Annotated in this window: 15 protein-coding genes; 4 read left to right on the top strand and 11 right to left on the bottom strand. The window is 56.5% G+C overall.

Annotated features, from left to right (window positions below):
• The first annotated feature begins 52 nt into the window (after nt 1–52).
• Nucleotides 53–880, top strand: coding sequence for a hypothetical protein (locus tag AMUC_RS02395; RefSeq protein WP_012419486.1), 828 nt, complete (start codon nt 53–55; stop codon nt 878–880).
• Here AMUC_RS02395 and AMUC_RS02390 read toward each other — a convergent pair.
• Both AMUC_RS02390 and pyk read right to left on the bottom strand, forming a co-directional pair.
• Complete coding sequence (locus AMUC_RS02390) at nt 868–1,383, bottom strand: GNAT family N-acetyltransferase (protein ID WP_012419485.1); 516 nt, start codon at nt 1,381–1,383, stop codon at nt 868–870. The genes AMUC_RS02395 and AMUC_RS02390 overlap by 13 nt on opposite strands.
• On the bottom strand, nt 1,383–2,804 hold the full coding sequence (gene pyk, locus AMUC_RS02385) for a pyruvate kinase (RefSeq protein ID WP_012419484.1): 1,422 nt from the start codon (nt 2,802–2,804) through the stop codon (nt 1,383–1,385). Before pyk ends, AMUC_RS02390 begins: the two co-directional genes overlap by 1 nt.
• A 112-nt stretch (nt 2,805–2,916) precedes the next feature.
• Here pyk and AMUC_RS02380 point away from each other — a divergent pair, with 112 nt between their 5' ends.
• Nucleotides 2,917–4,161, top strand: coding sequence for a competence/damage-inducible protein A (locus AMUC_RS02380; RefSeq protein ID WP_012419483.1), 1,245 nt, complete (start codon nt 2,917–2,919; stop codon nt 4,159–4,161).
• On the opposite strand, the gene AMUC_RS02375 is transcribed toward AMUC_RS02380, so the two are convergent.
• From AMUC_RS02375 to AMUC_RS02335, 9 genes are all read right to left on the bottom strand, one after another.
• The gene (locus AMUC_RS02375; protein WP_012419482.1) at nt 4,151–4,771 is read right to left on the bottom strand and encodes a methyltransferase family protein; all 621 of its coding nucleotides are present in this window, start codon (nt 4,769–4,771) and stop codon (nt 4,151–4,153) included. The two genes, AMUC_RS02380 and AMUC_RS02375, sit on opposite strands and share 11 nt — an antisense overlap.
• 152 nt (nt 4,772–4,923) lie before the next feature.
• Nucleotides 4,924–5,751 carry a PEP-CTERM sorting domain-containing protein gene (locus AMUC_RS02370; RefSeq protein ID WP_012419481.1) on the bottom strand — a complete coding sequence of 276 codons (828 nt, stop codon included), beginning with the start codon at nt 5,749–5,751 and terminating at the stop codon, nt 4,924–4,926.
• Between the two features lie 392 nt (nt 5,752–6,143).
• Nucleotides 6,144–7,598, bottom strand: coding sequence for a replicative DNA helicase (gene dnaB, locus AMUC_RS02365; protein WP_012419480.1), 1,455 nt, complete (start codon nt 7,596–7,598; stop codon nt 6,144–6,146).
• A gap of 100 nt (nt 7,599–7,698) precedes the next feature.
• Entirely contained in the window at nt 7,699–8,778 is a 1,080-nt protein-coding gene (rlmN, locus tag AMUC_RS02360; protein ID WP_012419479.1) for a dual-specificity RNA methyltransferase RlmN, read from the bottom strand.
• Between the two features lie 18 nt (nt 8,779–8,796).
• Entirely contained in the window at nt 8,797–9,645 is an 849-nt protein-coding gene (ftsY, locus tag AMUC_RS02355) for a signal recognition particle-docking protein FtsY (RefSeq protein WP_012419478.1), read from the bottom strand.
• A gap of 14 nt (nt 9,646–9,659) precedes the next feature.
• Complete coding sequence (gene nusB, locus AMUC_RS11780) at nt 9,660–10,637, bottom strand: transcription antitermination factor NusB (RefSeq protein ID WP_167525134.1); 978 nt, start codon at nt 10,635–10,637, stop codon at nt 9,660–9,662.
• Nucleotides 10,573–11,061 (bottom strand): 6,7-dimethyl-8-ribityllumazine synthase, encoded by a 489-nt coding sequence (ribH, locus tag AMUC_RS02345; RefSeq protein ID WP_012419476.1) that lies wholly within the window; start codon nt 11,059–11,061, stop codon nt 10,573–10,575. Before ribH ends, nusB begins: the two co-directional genes overlap by 65 nt.
• Before the next feature lie 19 nt (nt 11,062–11,080).
• Nucleotides 11,081–12,283, bottom strand: coding sequence for a bifunctional 3,4-dihydroxy-2-butanone-4-phosphate synthase/GTP cyclohydrolase II (locus AMUC_RS02340; RefSeq protein ID WP_012419475.1), 1,203 nt, complete (start codon nt 12,281–12,283; stop codon nt 11,081–11,083).
• 19 nt (nt 12,284–12,302) lie between these two features.
• Entirely contained in the window at nt 12,303–13,982 is a 1,680-nt protein-coding gene (locus tag AMUC_RS02335; protein WP_012419474.1) for a glutamine--tRNA ligase/YqeY domain fusion protein, read from the bottom strand.
• 519 nt (nt 13,983–14,501) lie between these two features.
• On the opposite strand from AMUC_RS02335, the gene AMUC_RS02330 reads away from it, so the two are divergent.
• On the top strand, nt 14,502–16,019 hold the full coding sequence (locus AMUC_RS02330; RefSeq protein WP_012419473.1) for a HEAT repeat domain-containing protein: 1,518 nt from the start codon (nt 14,502–14,504) through the stop codon (nt 16,017–16,019).
• Nucleotides 16,020–16,353: 334 nt separating this feature from the next.
• A complete protein-coding gene (locus AMUC_RS02320) occupies nt 16,354–18,315 on the top strand; it encodes an MFS transporter (RefSeq protein WP_012419472.1) in 1,962 nt (653 codons plus the stop codon).
• The last annotated feature ends 160 nt before the right edge of the window (nt 18,316–18,475 follow it).

Genomic DNA, 18,475 nt, shown 5'->3' with positions numbered 1-18,475 from the left:
GCCAAGAGGAGTTTTTTTATCCAGAATACTTTCCGTACGGCATTCCGATGTTATGAATTTCTTTTTTTCTTTTCTCCTTGGAGCGGGCATGGCCTCCGTCGCTTTCATGGCCGTTTCTTCGGCGGAATCACGCATTCCGGAGGTTCCTTCCGCTCCTGCTTTAAGACCGGTCAGCGGCAGTATCAAAGCCGGGTATTCCACTAATTACGAGTTCAGGGGGCTGATTCCCACGGGCTGTAATCCCACGGCTCCTTTGCGGCTGGATTGGAGAAGCGATTTGAATGACCGGTATTCCCTGATTCTGGCTCTGAAGGAGGAGATCTTTCTGGGGCATCCGGCGGTTGATATAGAGAATGAGACGATGGTGGATCTTGGTCTTCAGCGGAAGTTCGGAAAAGCTACGTATGCGGCATTATCCTTTCGTGCGAATGACGGCGGATTGGCGGGGTTTGCTTCCGAACGTTTGTTCGGCAATGGGGGGACAACGTATGAAGCGGCACTGATTATGCGCCATGATGTGGGATTCCTCCCCGGTTTTTATGCGCAGGGAAGTGCCGCCTATTCCTTTTACGGAATCACGGGCTGGTGGTTTGACATGTGCACGGGATCGGATTTCCGGATGACGGAAAACCTTTATATGGGGTTTAAATTCGGTGCCGTGTTGAGTTCTTCCTATTGGCCTTCCAGCAGCAATGGCTGGCAGTCCCTCTATTTCAGGGTGACGGCGAATTACCGTCTGTTCGGGAATGTTTTTATAGAGCCTTTTGTTGGCCTGCACTGGCTCGGCAAGGGTTCCCACGGGGTGAACCGCGTGTATGGAAGAACGCTGGTAAAGGGCAATAGCTGGGTGACGGGAGTCAGCGTGGTTTATGCTTTCTGAGCAGCATGATGCGCTCCTTCTTTCCGAAGGGAGAGGTCCGCACGCATGCGGATCATGTCAATACATTGCACGCCGTTGTCCCAGACGGGTTCCGGATAGTTGTCCGTGAAGTGGTTGTTGATAACGCCATAGACCTGGAATCCGCAGCTTTCATATAGGGCCATTGGCCCCGGAGACGCATCGGACGTTCCCACTTCCGCATACCGGCCCCCTTTGTTTCTGATGATGTTCAGGGCATGCCGTACCAGGGCTGTTCCGCAACGCTGCCTTCTATATTCAGGAGCTACGGAGCAATTCATGATTTCCCATGTATGTTTCCCCGTCTGACGGATAACAATGACTCCGGCGGCAGTCCCGCAGTTTTTTGCGACGTAAAGTTCGCCGTGGGCCAGGTGACCCGCTATCCGGCGTTCGTCCGGATCCGCATCCAGCAGGAGTTCCCTGAGGGGGGCGGACGGGGGCCACACGGCCGTCTCCCGCTCTATAGGAAAGGTGCAGGCCATTATTCCACGCGCATGAAGATAATGGAATCCGCCAGCAGTTCCCCTTGCAGGCTGTCCCCCTGGATGACGACAGGCTGGCCGGAGGAGATCAGCCCTTTTTCCTTCAGCAGGTCCAGGGCGGTGGAAATCATGCGGGCCGGGTCTTTCAGGAAGGGAGATTCAAAGGCGGTTACGTCACGCGCCAGGGCGAGTTGCCTGACAACGACAGGGTCATTGCTGAAGGCGAAGATGGCAGCCCGTTCCGGCCTGAGGACGGCTGCCTGCGTGGCGGCCAGGCCGCGGCGGGTAAAGACGATCAGACAGGCGTTTTCCACGGAGTCCGCCAGGGAGATGGCTGCCTTGGTGGCTTTCTGGCGGTCTCCGTTCAGGATGGCGGATGCCGCGAAGTTGAGATTGCCGGAGCACTCCATGCGGTGGGCGATGGAATCCAGCACTTCCACACAGCGTACGGGGTAATGGCCCACGGAGGTTTCTCCGGAAAGCATGACGGCATCCACTTGTTCAAAGATGGCGTTGGAAACATCCGTGACTTCCGCACGGGTAGGGGTGGGCTGGGTTATCATGGATTCCAGCATATGCGTTGCTACGATGCAGCGGCGTCCCAGCCTGTGGCAATGGCGGACGATGCGGCGCTGGATGATGGGCAGTTCTTCAATGCTGACTTCAATGCCCAGGTCCCCGCGCGCGACCATGATGACGTCTGCGGCCAGGATGATATCGTCAATGTGTCGGACAGCCTGCTGGTCTTCAATTTTTGCGACGATCTGGGCCTTGCCTCCCAAGTTGTCGATGTGTTCCCGGAGCTGGGCAATGTGGGCGGCATCCCGGACGAAGGACATGGCTACGTAGTCCGTTTCGCATTCTACGGCCACGGCCAGGTCCGCCAGATCCTTTTCCGTCAGGGCCGGGAGCCGCAGCGCTACGCCGGGAAGGTTGATGTGGCGGCGGGAGCCGAATACGCCTTCCGTGAGCACGTCGCAGATGAGCCTGTCCGGGCGTACTTCCGCAATGCGCATGAGGATGCCGCCGTTATCCACCACCATGGTATGGCCCGCCTGAACATCCTGCAGAAGGCCGTCATAGTTTACCGTGGTGGAAAAAGGAAGTTCCGGCTTGGCCGTGCCCAGGCGGATTTCTACCGTGTCTCCCTTTTTCAAATGGTAGGGTTCGGCCAGGTCTCCCGTACGGATGGAGGGACCCTGGAGGTCAAATAGGATGGCCACGTTCGCTTCCAGCTCCGCTGCTTTCCGGCGGATGCGGAAGACGACTTCCCGGACCCAGTCGTGTTTGGAATGGCTCATATTGAGCCGGAAGACGTTGGCTCCGGCTTCAATAAGCTGTCCCAGCATGTCGGAAGTGTCTGTTGCTGGTCCAATAGTGCAGATGATTTTGGTGGCCCGGGGCCGGGAAGGTGTGTTCATGGTCTTTGTCAGTGCCCCTAATGTATCTTACGGGGAGTTTAAATGAAGTTTTTTATGATACATGGCAGGATTGTTGCATGTCACGGGGTGCTTGAGGGAGCATACTGGCTGCATGAAACAGATCAGGGTTGAATTGATCAACACCGGGACGGAAATTTTGCTGGGGAGTATTGTGAATACAAATGCCGCATGGCTGGGCAACAGATTATTTGAGGCCGGGTTCCGTGTGGGGAGGGTAACCGTCGTGCCCGACGGTTACGCTATTAACGAGGCCATGAGGGAGAGCGCCCGGCGCGCAGATATCGTGATTGTAAGCGGGGGACTGGGGCCGACGAGTGATGATGTGACCCGGGAAGCCCTGTGCGACGTGTGCGGCGTGGACATGCACCGTGACGAGCATGTGGCTGAGTGGCTGAAGAGTTATTTTGAACGGAGGGGGATTCCCATTGCGGAGTGTAATTTCAAGCAGGCCATGGTTCCGGATGGCGCCGCGGTGCTGGAGAATTCCAATGGGACGGCGCCCGGACTGGTGATGCCTGCCAGCGGTTCCCTTCCCATGTTCATCCTGCTGCCGGGGCCGCCGGCGGAGTTGAAGCCGATGGTGGAACATTCCGTGATGCCGCTTCTGGAAGATTTGGCGGATGAGGATATTCCTCATTTGCGCGTGTTCCGCCTGGTAGGGATAGGGGAGAGCGATCTCCAGGAGCTGGTGGATGGTTCCCTGCACCAGGTGGAGGGGCTGGAGGTGGCGTATTGCGCGCGCGTCGGGGAAGTGGACGTGCGCCTGGTGGGCAGTGAGGTGGCCCTGAAACAGGGAGAAGCCCGTTTGCGCATTCTGGCCGGGGCGTATGTGCTCGCTCCTGCCGGGGCATCCCTGGAGAAAGCGGTTGTGTGCCATTTGGCGCAGCAGGATCTGAAGGCGGCGACGGCGGAGAGCTGCACCGGCGGCCTGATTGCCAAGAGGATTACGGATGTTCCGGGGGCCTCCGGGGTTTTTGAATTCGGATGGGTTACTTATGCCGACCGGGCAAAGACGGAGATGCTGGGCGTTCCGGAGAATGTTCTGAAGCGTTACGGAGCAGTCAGCGAACCCGTGGTTAAAGCGATGGCGGAAGGAGCTCTGGAACGCTCCGGAGCCGATGTTGCTGTTGCCGTCAGCGGTATTGCGGGGCCCGGAGGCGGTACGCCGGAAAAGCCTGTGGGGACCGTATGGCTTGCCTGGGCTTTCCGGGGGGGGGAGACGCGGACGGAGATGATGCTTTATCCGCGGGACCGCTCATCTTTCCGTAAGATGGTTTCCCAACGGGCGCTTGCGGGGCTTCTGGATGCCAGGAGAAAAGAGCCTGTTACGGAATGAGGAACCATACGGGGAGCATTCCGGCTTCATGAAGTCCGCTGATGAATTCAAAGATGCCGATGAACCAGATGAACCACAGCGCATCCACAATGTTGTGCGTGAACGTGGCGGGATTGACGGAGTAGGCGGCCGGCGGCGGTTTGAGCCGTGAGAGGGAGGGAATGAAGGTGGGAACGTTCCTGCAATAGTTCCGGTAGGCGTCTCCGAAAAGGGTGAGGAGCCTTTCCTGTTCCTTTCTGATGACGGACGGGTAGTAGATTCCGAACGCCAGCGCCGTAAGCAGGGGGATGGTGAAGGTCTCCGTAGCGCAGGATACGCCTATGCCGCCAACGAAGCTGAAGAAATAGAGCGGGTTGCGGCACATGGAGTATGGCCCGTCAGTAACCAGGACGTTGTTTTTATAACCTGCAATGTAGAGGGAGCACCAGATGCGCCCGAAGGCGCCTATGCCGGCCATGAAGCAGGCCAGGAGCATGAGGCTTTCTTCAATGAGAGGAGACGTTTCCCAGCGGGATTCCCCGAAGAGCAGGGAACAGCCGATAGCCAGACCGAAAATCAGGGAGATGAGGGTGCGGAAACGTTCGTTGAGTGATTTTGCGTGGGCTTGCATGACGTCGAACGGGAGATAATGAAAAAATGCTACGGATTCCCGGCAATGGCATGAAGATGTTTTCCGTGACGTTTTCGTCACTCGCCTGGAAAACAAAACAGCCTGTACGCATGGGCATACAGGCTGTCGAGGAAAGGACCGGGGATAAAAGGTCAGGCGCGCCTGCGGCGCAGCATCAGGGAAGCCAGCCCCAGCAGGCTGAGGGTGGCCGTAGCAGGTTCCGGCACAGCTCCCGCCACAACGTACTGCACTTTGACATTCCCGTCTTCCGTGTAGAGATAGTACTGGCCCTGGTAGTCCGCGGCGTTCCCTTCCATGATGCCGGATGCCTTGGTCAGCGCTCCGCCGTCTTCAGCGGTGAAGTCTCCCAGGGAAATGGAACCGCCATTGAAGCCGGATGAGGTAATCAGCGTACGGGTAACAAATTGGAATTCTCCAGCAGCCAGATCCGTGGATATGGTGGCCAGCATCCCGGAAACGGAGAAGCTGGATGCTCCCCAGATTTGCTGATTAACGTTCATGATCCCGTTTATTCCGAAAACAAGCCGGGCTCCATTGCCGCCTCCATCAATGCCGCAAACGCCAAGGTTGAAGGTGCCGTCCAGGATGATGTCACTGCTTTTAAAGTCCACTTGTGAGAGGGAAAGAGCGGAACCTGCTCCAATGGTGACATTTCCCGTCCAGCGGGTTCCCCCCACCGTAACATTGCTGTTGCCTGTGACAGTAATGCTGCCGCCATCGGATGTGTCCACCATGGAGCCGCTGAGGGTGATGGTTCCGGTGTTATTAAAAATTACATCCGGTCCCTGGTTGTTGCCGCGGGCGGGTACACCGTTGCTCCAGTTGTCTGCATTGCCCAGTTCATAGGTGTTGCCTTCCGTAGGGCCGGCATTGCCGGTCCATTCCGTGACCATGCTGGCGGCATTAGCGGAGATGCATGATCCGCAGAGGATTGCAGCAATAAATAAGTTTTTTTTCATATTAAAAACAGAAATAATTTGATCAATAAGGCCAGAAGAAATGCTGACGTTGCCGCGATGCTACCGGTTTAACAATCCGGGGTCAAGATTTGATTCTAAGAGAAAATAACTTGCGTAGACGTTTCCTTTCATATCAGAGGACGTTTTCATGAAATCAAGCCCGACTGGCATCATCGGTTTCCAATGAAAACTCAACAGACCTTTGCGGTATTTAAATTTGCAATAAAATTTTGAGAATTCCCTTTTCTGGAAATAGTTACATGTAGAAAGAACGTATCATTTCAATGATCGTAGAAACTTGTAACTTTGCCCGAATTAAACAGAATTATCTTCGGTTTCAGCCTGTAACGGATTGTTAATCCGCAGAGAACAGGCACAGACAGCGAGAGGTTTTATTCGCTTTCCTGGTCGTGTTCATCTGCCTCACGTGTGGAGAAGCGCATGAGTTCCGCTTCAAAGTGGAGCGGAACGTCCCCCGTGGGGCCGTTGCGGTTTTTGGCCAGATGCAGATTGGCCCGTCCGGCCATTTGCTGGCGTTTTTCCTCATCTTCCGCATAGTAGGCGGAGCGGTAGAGCAGGCCGATCATGTCTGCGTCCTGTTCGATGGAGCCGGATTCACGAAGGTCGGAGATGCGGGGGACGCCCAGGCTGGCTCCCGTGCGGCTTTCCGGGCCGCGGTTGAGCTGGGCCAGAACGATGACGGGCACTTTGAGTTCCTTGGCCAGGGCTTTCAGGCCGGCGGATATTTCCGCCACTTCCCGTTCACGACTGTTGGCCGCCTGTTTGGAGTGGGAGCGCATGAGCTGGAGATAGTCCACACCAATGGCGGCCAGACCTCCCTGATCCCTCATGACACGGCGCGCTTTGGCCCGGAGTTCGTTGATGGAGATGGCTGCGGTATCGTCAATGACAAGCTGGGAAGCTCCCACTTCCTTGACCGCTTGCTTGAAATGCTTCATTTCAAGCTGGGTGAGGTTGCCTCTCTTGATGATTTCCCGGCTGCGGACTCCGGAGCGGGCAAAAAGAAGGCGTTCCACAATTTGGACTGCGGGCATTTCACAGGAAAAGAGCAGAGTAGGCTTTTTTTCGTTAAGCGCGATGTGCTCAATGATGTTGAGCAGAAAGGAGGTTTTACCCATGGAGGGGCGGGCGGCGATGATGAACATGTCCCCCGGTTTAAGCCCGTTGCTTTTTTTGTCCAGTTCCTCAAATCCCGTGGTCAGTCCCTGGATTTGGCCTTTGCTTGCGATGAATTTTTCAAAATTGGTGACGGCTTGTTTAAGGATGCTGGCCAGGCTTTGTTCATCCTTGGCGCTGTTATAGCGTTCCCGTATCTGGAAAATATGGGTTTCCACAGAATCCAGCAGTTCCGCTACGTCGTCCGGATTGTCAAAGGCCTGCGTGGTGGACTGGTTGGCTATGTCAATGATGGAGCGAAGGATGAATTTGTCCTTCAGGACATTGAGGTAATGCTCAAAATAGGCTCCGGTAGTGGTAAAGGTGTATATTTCCGCCAGGCCCGCGCTTCCGCCCACGGCTTCCAGCTGGTGCATGTCTTCCAAAGCTTGGGTGATGGAAACGATGTCAATGGGTTCGTTTTTGTTATAGCGGGCCTGGAAAAGGCGCCAGAGCAGCTTGTGCGCGGGGAGGTAGAAGTAGTCCTCCGTCATGCCGATGGTCACGCACTGCCCCACGTAAGTGGCCGGGTCCATGGCCATGAGGGCCAGCACTCCTTTTTCCGGGCCGGGAGCCTGCGGAATGTCTCTGAGGTCCAGGGACGGGGTTTTGCGGGGTGCCCTGGTCAGTTCCAGCGGGGGAACGGCAGTGGTGGTTGTCGTGGTTTCCATGGTGAGGCGGCTGGATGGGTGGCATCCGGCCGGAAAGGATAGCACAACGGAGGGCGCCGGGCAATAGGCAACGTTGTAAATTCGGAAAAGCTCCGTTCCGTCAACGGGACGTCTTTCCGCTCTTTTCCTGTTCCTTTCTCAGCCTCAACTGGCCGCAGGCGGCGTTGATGTCATGGCCTTTTTCATACCGCATGGTAACGGGGATGCGCGCCTTGTGAACTGCATCCCGGAAGGAACGGCAGCGTTCTTCCGAAGGGCGTTTCCACGGGAGCCCCTCCACGGTGTTGTACGGGATGAGATTGACTTTGGCGTGCAGGCGTTTGGCGATCCGGACGAGATGGGACGCGTCTTTTGGAGAATCGTTGATGTCCCTGATGAGAATGTATTCCAGCGTGGGCATCTGGTTTCTTCCCCTGTTCCATTCCTCAAGGGCCGGAATGAGCTGGGAGAGCGGCCATTTTTTGTTGACCGGCATGATTTGGTCGCGAACTTCGTCCGTAGCTCCGTGCAGAGAAACGGCCAGACGGATTTGCCTGGGATAGGCCGCCAGTTTTTTCAGGCCGGGAACGAATCCCGACGTGGAGATGGTGATGTGGCGCGCCCCTATTTCCAGACCGCGGTGGGAAGTGATGATTTCCAGGGCATCCGCCAGGTTGTCAAAATTGGAGAGGGGTTCCCCCATGCCCATGAAGACGATGTTATTGACCCGTTTTCCCGCAATGGCTTCCGCGGAGAGAATCTGCCCGATGATTTCCCCCGTGGTGAGGTGGCGTTTAAGGCCCAGCAGCCCGGAAGCGCAGAATTTGCAGCCGAAGGCGCAGCCTACCTGGGAAGAAACGCAAAGGGTGACGCGCTCCGATTTTTCTCCATTTTCCGCTGCTGCGGCAGGGATGATGACGGATTCTACCAGACTGCCGTCTTCCATTTTGGTGAGGAATTTTCGTGTGGTGTCCGCAGAACCGTGGATTTCCACGATTTCCGGCGTGTGGAAACGGAAATTTTCCGCCAGCAGATTTTTGAGCGCGGGAGGGAGGTTGCTCATCGCGTCAAAGGTGGTGACGCGCTTGCGCCACACCCAGTCCAGAACCTGCTGGGTGCGGAATTTAGTGTGCCCGTGTTCCGTCAGGAAGGCGAGCAGCTTTTCCTCCGTCTGGGCAGTGATGAGGGGAAGAGGTGGCATGGATTTGAGGAGGTCCCGTTACAGCAGGGAATCCACGTAGCGGTCCCGGTTGAAGGGTTCAAAGTCTTCGGCTCCTTCCCCGGTTCCCAGAAAGGAGGGGGAAATGTGCATTTCATCCATGATGGCTACGGCCACGCCTCCCTTTCCGGAACCGTCCATTTTGGTGATAATGACGGAATCCAAGGGCGTCGCTTTATGAAATTCCCTGGCTTGTGCCAGGGCGTTAGCGCCTGTGGTGGCATCCACCACCAGCAGGGTGCTGTGGGGGGCGGATGCATCCTGCTTGGCGAGAGTCCGGCGAATTTTGGAGAGTTCCTCCATGAGGTTGTGGCGCGTATGGAGGCGCCCCGCGGTATCGCAAATGAGGTATTGGAAGCCTTCCCTGATGGCCTGCGTATGGGCCTCATAGCAGACGGAGGCCGGATCCTGGCTGGGGGCTCCCTTGCAGATGGGGATGTTCAGCTTGTCCGCCCAGCTTTGAAGCTGTTCCACGGCGGCCGCGCGAAAAGTGTCCGCCGCAGCGAGGAGGACGCGGGAGCCCTGTTTTTGCAGCAAATGGGCCAATTTGGCCGCAGAAGTGGTTTTCCCGGTGCCGTTGACGCCCACGACCAGAATGACCAGCGGTTTGCCTTCCGGAGGGGCGGGCAGGGACGGAGCGGTGGAAGGAAAGGCCCGGCGAAGCACTTCACGGGTGGATTCCACCAGATTTTCCGCATCCAGGCCTTTGCTTTCCTTCAACTGGTCCGCAATACCCATAGCGCGCCTGATGCCGATGTCCGCGGCTACCAGCTCAGCTTCCAGTTCTTCCCAGTCTATCCGGGAGCTTCGGGAAAATTTGGTGAATAGTTTTTTAAAGAATCCTGCCATGGTGCGAAGCGGAGTTATGCCGGGCGTCCCGTTTTTGAGATTCCGGCCAGGACGCCGTTGATGAAGCGGGGGGATTCCGCAGAGGAGAAGCGTTCCGACAGGCGGATGGCCTCCGAGATGACGATGGGGGCCGGGAGGTCTTTGCGATGGAGGAGTTCATAGGCCCCCAGGCGCAGAATGGCGCGGTCAATGGCGCTGACACGTTCAGGGGAGTAGTTTTCCAGGGTGGAGTCGATGGCGGCGTCCAGCCCGTCCCGGCGGCGCAGGATGTCTTCTCCCAGGGTTTTGGCTTCCCGGTAGAGTTCCTCCGCATCCCTCCCTGCCTCCACCACTTTTTTTATTTCCGCCAGGGAGGGGCGGTCGTCCGGGTGAATGAGGCAGTTGATGCGGTCATTGATTTCCTGGAGTTTGCTGCAGGAGGAAATGAGGGAGGGCCAGATTGCGTTATAGGCAGGGAAGTCCTTGAGCGTGTCCAGCAGGCGGCGGCGCATCTGCATCAGTGCGGTATTGAGTCCCTGAGCGGCGTCGCAGGCGGCGGAAAGAGACCCCCTGTCATTGGAGGGATCCTCGTGCAGGGCTTTTTTCAGCCGGAGCAGGGAGGCGTTGAATTCTCCTTCCTTGGCCAGCAGGTCCTGAAGCTGGTCACGGACGGGCAGGGTAAGGGGGTCTTGCTGAAGTTTGTCCGCCGTTTCCCGCGCACGGGTGATGAAGAGGCGCAGCTTGTCCGGATAGTCCCGTGTAAGATGGCCGGAGACGGCCTTGGCCTTGAGTTTGCAGTAGTCGCCCCGGAAAGGTTCCATCAGGATGTCCCAGATTCCCTCCCGTTCCGTTTCCGGCGTCTGAGAGGCGGCGTAAAGGTATTGGAGGGCGGCTTGTCTGATTTGGTTGCGTGAGAGCATGGCGATAGAGAGGAGAGAGTAATAGGTATTATTGCCGGAGCAGGGAGTTGAGGAAGAGTTCCGCCATGCGGGCAGCGGTGCGGGCCGCTTCACGGCCGCGGTTGAGCTGAGAGGCGATACAGCGGGCGAAGGCCTGCTTTTCATCATTCAGCAGCAGAACTTCATGAATGACGGGGGTGGTGAATTCCAGGGCGAGCTGCATCAGGGCCTGGGTAATGGTGGAGCCGATAAGGTCCGCGTGGTCTGTGCTGCCGCGCAGGATGACCCCCAGAGCCACCACGGCATCAGGACGTTTTTCCGGAGAGCGGGAGAGAACGGATTTAATGGCCACCGGAATTTCAAAGGCTCCCGGCACGCGGATGATTTCCAGGCGGACCGAGGGAAGCACGGTTTTCAGTTCTTCCGAGCAGTTTTCTACCAGGGCCTGGGTGTATTGTTCGTTGTATTCCGAGGCGACGATGCAGATTTTGGCGCGCGTGCCCGTGGCGCGCTGGCGGCGGGGAAGTTCCGTGGACATGAAGGGATGGAGTGGAATGTTACAGGATGTGGCCCAGCTTGCATTTTTTGGTAGCCAGGTATTTGCTGTTTTGTTCGTTGGGTGGGATGATGAGAGGAACCTGTTCCGTGATTTTTATGCCAAAGCCCTCCAGCCCCACGATTTTCCGCGGGTTGTTGGTAAGCAGGCGCAACTGGTTTGCTCCCAGGTCATGCAGGATTTGCGCTCCGATGCCATAGTCGCGCAGGTCGTCCGGATAGCCGAGCCTGAGGTTGGCTTCCACGGTATCCAGACCCTGTTCCTGAAGTTTGTAGGCCTTGAGTTTTGCCGCCAGTCCGATGCCGCGGCCCTCCTGCCGCAGGTAGAGCAGGACGCCTCCTTCCTGGGCGATGCGGCGCATGGCGGCGTGCAGCTGGCTGCCGCAGTCACAGCGGCGGGAGCCGAAGACATCTCCCGTCAGGCATTCGCTATGCACGCGCACCAGCGTGGGCTTGTCCGGGGAGATTTCCCCGTGAACCAGGGCCAGATGAAGAGCTCCGTCCAGCTGGGATTCATAAAGGCGGCAGGTAAAGTCTCCGTAGTCTGTGGGCATGTTGACGGTTTCCACCAGCCGGATTTGCTTTTCCTTGTCCCGGCGGTATTCAATAAGCTGGGCTACGGTGCAGGCTTTCAGGCCATGTTTTTTCTGGAATCCCCCCAGATCCCCGATGCGGGCCATGGTGCCGTCTTCCTTCATGATTTCACAGCAAACGCCGGCGGGCTGAAGGCCTGCCATGCGCACGAGGTCAATGGTGGCTTCCGTATGGCCGGCGCGGCGCAACACTCCGCCGGGAACGGCGCGGAGAGGGAATGTATGACCCGGCTGAACAAAGTCGTTGACGGTGGCTTTGGGGTCCGCCAGCGTGCGAATGGTGAGGGAGCGTTCCGCGGCGCTGATGCCCGTAGTGATGTCATGGGCCGCATCCACGGAGACGGTGAACGCTGTGGACATGTTTTCCCGGTTGACGGAGGTCATGAGCGGGAGTTGGAGGGCGTCCGCCCGTTCCGGTGAAAGAGGTGCGCAGACGAGGCCCCTGGCGTGGGTAACCATGAAGTTGATGGCTTCCGGCGTAGCGAATTCGGCGGCAATGATCAGGTCTGCCTCATTTTCACGCCCAGGGTCGTCCGTAACGATGATCATCCGTCCCTGCCGTATTTCTTCCACGGCTTCTTCAACGGTGCAGAATTGAAGTTGATTGTCCATAAAAGGGGATGAAGAGAGGTTATTTTTGTTTTTTTGCCCAGGAGTCCTTGAGAGCCACCGTGCGGTTGAAAACAGGACGACGGCCCGGTACATGGTCCCTGCGGTCCGCCACAAAGTAGCCGAGACGTTCGAACTGGCAACGGAATTCTGGTTCCGCTCCGGCCAGGGAGGGTTCCAGCTTGGCGTTTGTGATGACGGCCAGCGAAGAGGGATTCATGACGGACAGGAACCCTTCTTCAGCAGCGTCCGGGTTTTCTTCCGTAAAAAGGCGGTCATAGATGCGGATTTCTCCGTCCACCGCGTATTTGGCGCTTACCCAGTGAATGGCGGCGCGGCACTGGATTCCTTCCGGAGGGTTGGAGCCGATGGTGCCGGGAATGTGTTCGCAGAAGATTTCCGTGATAGTTCCCTCCGCATCCTGCTTGTAGTCCGTGCAGGTGATGCAGTAGCCCCCCCGGAGGCGTACGGTGCGGCCGGGGGCCAGACGGAAGTATTTTTTAGGAGGGTCCAGCATGAAGTCGTCCCGTTCAATCCAGACTTCCCTTGTGATGGGGAGGCGGCGGACGCCCTCTTCCGGTTTTTCCGGATTGTTCAGCACTTCAGCCATTTCTTCCGCGTTTTCCGGCAGGGTGGTGATAGTGACCTTGAGGGGATTGAGCACGGCCATGCGGCGCGGCGCGTTGGCATTCAGGTCTTCCCTTACGCTGTATTCCAGCAGGGCCACATCCGTGAAGCCGTTGAATTTAGTGATGCCTATGGTGTGGCAGAAGTTGCGGATGGCGGCAGGAGTGTAGCCCCGGCGGCGCATGCCGGAGACGGTGGGCATCCGTGGATCGTCCCAGCCGGAGACGTGTCCCTCCTGCACCAGTTGCAGCAGCTTGCGCTTGCTCATGACGGTGTAGGTAAGGTTCAGGCGGGCGAATTCCGTCTGGCGCGGGCGTGCCGGGACGGGGCAGTTTTCAATGACCCAGTCATAGAGGGGGCGGTGGTTTTCAAATTCCAGCGTGCAGAGGGAATGGGTGATGTGTTCGTAGGCATCTTCCAGCGGGTGGGCGAAGTCATACATGGGGTAAATGCACCAGGAACTGCCCGTGTTGTGGTGTTCCGCGAACATGATGCGGTACAGCACGGGGTCCCGCATGTTCATGTTGCTGGAGGCCATGTCTATCCTGGCCCGCAGGATGGCTCTGCCTTCCGGGATTTCCCCGTTTTTCATGGCCTGGAAGCGTGCCAGGTTTTCTTCCACGGAGCGGTTGCGGTAGGGTGATTCCTGTCCGGGCACGTTCACGTTGCCGCGCTGGGCGCGTATTTCCTCCACCGTCTGTTCGTCTACGTAGGCCAATCCCTTGCGGATGAGGGAAACGGCGCATTCGTAAAAGAAGTCGAACATGTTGCTGGCAAAGAAAAGGTTGTCGCCCCAGTCAAAGCCCAGCCAGCGGATGTCTTCCTGAATGCTGTCCACATATTCCTGGTCTTCCTTGCTGGGGTTGGTGTCGTCAAAACGCAGGTGGCAGCGCGCACCCGGAAATTCCTGGGCGATGCCGAAGTTGAGGCAGATTGATTTGGCATGTCCGATATGAAGATACCCATTGGGTTCCGGGGGAAAGCGTGTTACCGGGGCCTGATGCTTGCCGGAGGCAAGGTCATCAGAAATCATATCGCGGATGAAATCTCGGCGTTCGGCAGGCTGCAATGACATGGCGGAAATTCTACTACCAAATTTCCTCTTCTGCAAGCGTGTTCACTCGGAATGACGTGAGGCGGGAGGAGGAGCATGGAGAGCGTTTTTATCTTTTTTCAATGGCCCGTGTTGTAAAATTCAAATAATTTATATCAAGGTGCGTTTGGAAATGTGAGACCCTGATAAGGGAGACTAAACAATCTCCAGCTTTCCGCCAGGGAAAGATGGGAATTTTCCCTTTACCTTGTTTTCCGAAGTTTGCGGAATGGTTTTCAATTAAATGTTATTTTCAATGAGAGCGGTTTGAGCGAGTTTTAACATTCGGAAAAAATCAGAGAGTCGGAATGAAAAGGGGAAATGATGGAAATAAGAGCCGATGGAAGTTTCTTGCCAATTTTCGCGGGGTACATGGTAAGAGGAAAGTTGGGAAGACAGGTATTGCAAAAGAATGAAAAACGTGCATATTGGAGCCCGGTGAATCTGAATTGTCCACAGTGCAAACGACATATCAATGTGCCTTCTTCCGCGGAGGGCTCTATGGTGAATTGCAGCAAATGCGGGCATGAGTTTCTTTGCGACAGGGAAAAACTGATTCCTAAGAAACCTTTTGCCAAAGCAAAGAAAGCCGTTTCCGTCCATTCCCCCAAAGACAGAAGGGAAGCCATTCAGAGCGCCCTGGTGGAAACGGGGCTGATCCAATTGGTGTGCCTTTGCGCGTCCCTGGCTGTTGCCGCCGGCTGCGTCTGGATTTTTTACAATGCTTCTTCCGAGATGGATGGGACCTTTTTCCTTTCCATGCTGCAGCAGCCCCAGCAGAAGGCGTTTGCCCTGTTTTTTGCCTGTCTTGCCGGAGGCTTGATGGCCTGTGCCGGACGCAGGCACAAGATTGTTTTCATTTTGCTGGGTTTGCTGGTTGCAGGGGGGATTGCTTCCCTGCCTTTCGTGTATCCGGTCAAGGTGAATCCCTCCCTGCTCGGGGGGCATGAAGAGGGGAGTGTCAGGGAAGAAGATGTCTCCGGCTTTACCAGCATGGGGCTGGAGCAGCTGCCCTCCAAGAACGCTTCTGTCCAGAATTATGGGGCCGGTGATTTGAAACCTCTGTTTTCCGCTATTGACCGCAAGGAATCCCAGGGGGTTCTGGGCGTATGGGTGGTTGGGGTGAATGCAGCCAACCGGGATATGGTAAAGGCGTATTTGAAGAGGATGACCCAGTCCGAGGACGAACCTATTTTTTATGACCGCAAGGGAACGGGCGGCGGGCTGTTCGTTATTACTCCCACTCCCATTACGTTTAAGGAATTTGTAGAGGTTGCGGGCAAGATGGGGAAGGTGTCCCTGCAGGATAAGGAGCGTTTTTTTGTGGAAGTGATTCTGAACCGGGACAGGTTTGAAGCGCGGCCCGCTTCCGCCGCGTTGCAGGATGAGCGCCACCAGTATTTCGTGCTGGCCAATTTGAAGGAGCTGTCCTGTCTGGACATCCGCCGCGTTATTGCCGCCGCAAAACGTTTGTCGGCTGTAAATCCGGATAAGATGCGGGGTGAGGTTTCTTCCAGGCTGGTGGAGCTTCTCCGGGAACCGTGGGGGCGTGATGCGGAATATGTGACCGCGTTGGCTTCGGCCCTTGTGGTATGGGCAGAACCGGATCATGAGGAGGCTCAGCGCGTGGTTGATTACGTGGCTACGGAGCTGAAGAAGGCGGATTGCGAAATCCCGGCGTCTCTGATCAGGTTTTTACTGCATGGTTCGGAAAAGAGAAGTTTGGCGTTGCTTCTGGAGGAATGGAAAAAGGATCCCCAGAAGTGGGAGGACGAATGCAAGGCTGCCGGCCCAACGGGAGAAGCTGATATCATCCGTTCGCTGAATGAGTCGGACGATTTTGTGTTGAAACGTTCCGCCGCCCGAATTCTTGGGGAAATCGGTTCGGAAGCTTCCCTGTCCGCGCTTAAGGCTTTCACTCATGACGCCGATAACGAATTGCGCCTGTGCGCGGAGTTGTCTGTGAACCTGATTGAAAAGCGGCTTGGGATAGATTCTTCCGCCAAAGGAGGCCGGTAAGGGCGGCTTCCGTTTCCGTGATGGCGCATCGCGCTGTTTTTCTGGCTTCAATACGGAAGGGGAGTTTTTTTCCCGGACGGTTTACGGGGATTGTTACGGTAATTGAAGTGCGGCTCCGGAATTTTCCCATGGCTGTTTTTCGGAACCGGGGGATGCATGAGGGCTTTTCTGCAGAGGTGTCCAAATGATTTCCTGTTCCCGGACAGTTTGTTACTTGTTTCTTTTGCGATATTTTCATCATTTGAACGCATTTCCGGGGAGGAAATTTGTTTTTGCCCGGGAAGCGTCTTTTTTTGGTTGCGGAGAAGAGCCAATTTACTAGAATGCAACGACCATGACAGACCAAGAAAACATGAAAGCCGCCGTTCCGGATGCGGCCAGGCGATATATGCGCTATCTCCTCATCATGGCCGGTTTGGGCGGCCTGCTCTACGGTGTGGACGTTGGCGTGATTGCTGCCGCGCTTCCCTACATTGAGCAGACGGCCGGTTTTAATCCCTCCCAGCTTTCCCAGGTGGTGGCCGCCGTGCTGTTCGGCAGCGTTCTTTCTTCTCTGTTTGCGGGCTATCTGGCCGACAAGATGGGACGCAAGGCGTTGATTACCGTGGCCGCAGCCTTGTTCACGGCGAGCATCCCCGTGATCTGCCTGTCCCAGGAAGTATTCGGCATTATGTTGCTGGGCCGTATTCTTCAGGGCGCCAGCGCCGGTATTGTGGGCGTGGTCGTTCCGCTGTATCTGGCCGAGTGCCTGAGCGCCGAGTCCCGCGGCAAGGGAACGGGAATGTTCCAGTTCCTGCTGACGGTGGGCCTGGTGTTTGCCGCCGTCGTCGGTTTGCTTGCCGCCAGTTATGTGGGCGGCGTCGAGAATTCCGGCGCGAGCGAAGAATCGCTGACTTCCGCCAAGGTTCTGGCCTGGCAGGCTATTTTCTGGGTTTGCGCCATTCCCGGCCTGTTCCTGTTTTTCGGTTCCTTCCGTTTGAGCGAATCTCCCCGCTACCTGTTCCGCCGCGGCCGCAAGGATGAAGCCATGGCTGTGCTGGTGCGCAGTTACGGGGATGCCCGCGCCAAGGAAGTGTTTGATGAAATGGTCCATATTGAAGAGGAAGAGAAGCAGAAGGCGGAGGAACTCAAAAAGCAGAGTTCTTCCGGCGAGTCCCTTCTTCAGCGCAAGTATATCTATCCCTTTGTTCTGGCGGTGCTCGTTCTGGCGTTTACGCAGGCTACGGGCATTAATTCCGTGCTGAATTATTCCGTGAAGGTATTCCAGCAGGCAGGCTTGGAAGGCACCACCGCCAACTGGGCAGACTTTACCATCAAGGTCGTGAACTGCTTGATGACTATTGTCGCCATGGTGCTGGTGGACCGCAAGGGCCGCAAGTTCCTGCTTAAAATCGGAACGGCCGGCATCGTGGTCGGCCTTCTTGGCACCGGGTTCCTGTTCAATAATGTGGAAAAAGCCCGCAAGGATGTGACTGCGGATGTGGCTGCCCTGCTGGCCGCCCAGAGCCCTTCCGTCCAGAAGGAGTTTGAACAGGGCAAGGATGTGGGTTCCATCCGAACGCTTCAATTGGAACGCACTCCGGATTCCCCCTTCATCAGGAATCTTCTTGCCAAGAACGGCATGGCCGACAAGGATATCAACAGGATGCAGCTCATCATCACCTATGACCAGCCGGAAGCCAATCCCGCCTGGTACCAGTTCCTGATGGGGTCTTCCACCCAGCTTTCCGTCGTAGAGTTTTCCGAACTGACCAAGGATACCAAGGATATCAAGAAGGAAGAGGACAGGGCTTCCCTGGCCGTGATCAAGGCCGTTCCGGATTCCACCAATAAAATGGTGGTGAACGGCAAGGACGGCTATGCCATGAAGCCCGTTTCCATTCTGAAGGCGGAATTGGGCGAAAAGCCGGATACCTCCATGGGCTGGGGCGTGACTGCGTTCTTCATTATCTTCATTGCTTTTTATGCCACCGGCCCCGGCGTATGCGTCTGGCTGGCACTGTCCGAGCTGATGCCAGCCCGCATCCGCTCCAACGGTATGGCGATTGCTCTGTTGATCAACCAGCTGGTTTCTACGGTTATCGCCGGTTCCTTCCTCCCGTGGGTGGGCAGCTGCGGTTATTCCGGCGTGTTCTTTACGCTGGGCGGCATTACGGTGCTGTATTTCATTACGGTGACCTTCTTCCTGCCTGAAACCAAGGGACGTTCCCTGGAGGAAATTGAAGGTTACTTCACAACAGGCAAGATGCCGGAAGATCCCAAGATGATCGGCGAAGGCATAGAAGCGGAGGAATAATTCTTTCTTCCTGTGGTTTTCAAGGCCGCTTCCCCTGAATTGGGGAAGCGGCTTTTTTATAACAGGAAACAGGGTGGGCTGCCTGCATGGCTTCGGAAGCACGGCTGTTCCGGGGAGAGGGTTCCGGCCGCCTGTTCCCGGGCCGTGACGGTATCCGCTT

Origin of the sequence: Akkermansia muciniphila ATCC BAA-835 (assembly GCF_000020225.1) — a bacterium.
GTDB lineage: Bacteria > Verrucomicrobiota > Verrucomicrobiia > Verrucomicrobiales > Akkermansiaceae > Akkermansia > Akkermansia muciniphila.
This window is presented reverse-complemented; position numbering and strand designations above follow the sequence as displayed.